Source organism: Rahnella sp. EDr1-12 (assembly GCF_049206505.1).
GTDB lineage: Bacteria > Pseudomonadota > Gammaproteobacteria > Enterobacterales > Enterobacteriaceae > Rahnella > Rahnella rivi.
In genome coordinates, this window is the sequence record NZ_JBLZNY010000019.1 from 1 (window position 1) to 1008 (window position 1008).

A 1008-nucleotide genomic window follows, 5' to 3' on the forward strand; every position below is an offset into this window, starting at 1 on the left:
TTCTTTTCGCCTTTCCCTCACGGTACTGGTTCACTATCGGTCAGTCAGGAGTATTTAGCCTTGGAGGATGGTCCCCCCATATTCAGACAGGATGTCACGTGTCCCGCCCTACTCATCGAACTCACAACCTATGCATTTTTGTGTACGGGACTATCACCCTATACTGTGCGACTTTCCAGACGCTTCCACTAACACATACGCTGATGTTGGTTCTGGGCTCTTCCCCGTTCGCTCGCCGCTACTGGGGGAATCTCGGTTGATTTCTTTTCCTCGGGGTACTTAGATGTTTCAGTTCCCCCGGTTCGCCTTGCATGGCTATGTATTCACCATGCAATAGTGTGTCGAAACACACTGGGTTTCCCCATTCGGGTATCGTCGGTTATAACGGTTCATATCACCTTACCGACGCTTTTCGCAGATTAGCACGCCCTTCATCGCCTCTGACTGCCTAGGCATCCACCGTGTACGCTTAGTCGCTTAACCTCACAACCCGAAGGTGTCTTAAAGACATCGTCGCGCTGCGATTATTTGAGAGACTCTGTTACAGACTAATCCACCACTCAGTACTTCTACGGAGAGTGATGTTCAGCTGTAAACTTTCAATTTTCAGCTTGTTCCAGATTGTTAAAGAGCAATATCTTAAACACGACTCGTTAAAGTCATCTTTAAGATATTCGGTGATAATGTCTTTCACACATTATCGGAGTGGCGTCCCCAAGGGGATTCGAACCCCTGTTACAGCCGTGAAAGGGCAGTGTCCTAGGCCTCTAGACGATGGGGACACGAAAAATCCGCACCAGACCACGCCGTGGTTTGGCACTTTTCGCATCAGCGTAAGGTTGCCCTTACCGCATCAACAGGTGCTCTTGCTCATTAATTTCATCAGACAATCTGTGTGGACACTGCACAATGCGTATCTTTAGGTAAGGAGGTGATCCAACCGCAGGTTCCCCTACGGTTACCTTGTTACGACTTCACCCCAGTCATGAATCACAAAGTGGTAAGCGC

General features: G+C 48.9%; 1 tRNA gene and 2 rRNA genes. All 3 read right to left on the reverse strand.

The window, feature by feature from the left end:
• Positions 1–483: ribosomal RNA gene (locus ACO0U8_RS24185) — 23S ribosomal RNA — on the reverse strand; the annotation flags it as partial.
• Positions 484–706: 223 nt separating this feature from the next.
• Positions 707–782 (reverse strand) — tRNA-Glu (locus ACO0U8_RS24190).
• 142 nt (positions 783–924) lie between these two features.
• Positions 925–1008, reverse strand: a 16S ribosomal RNA gene (locus tag ACO0U8_RS24195); the annotation flags it as partial.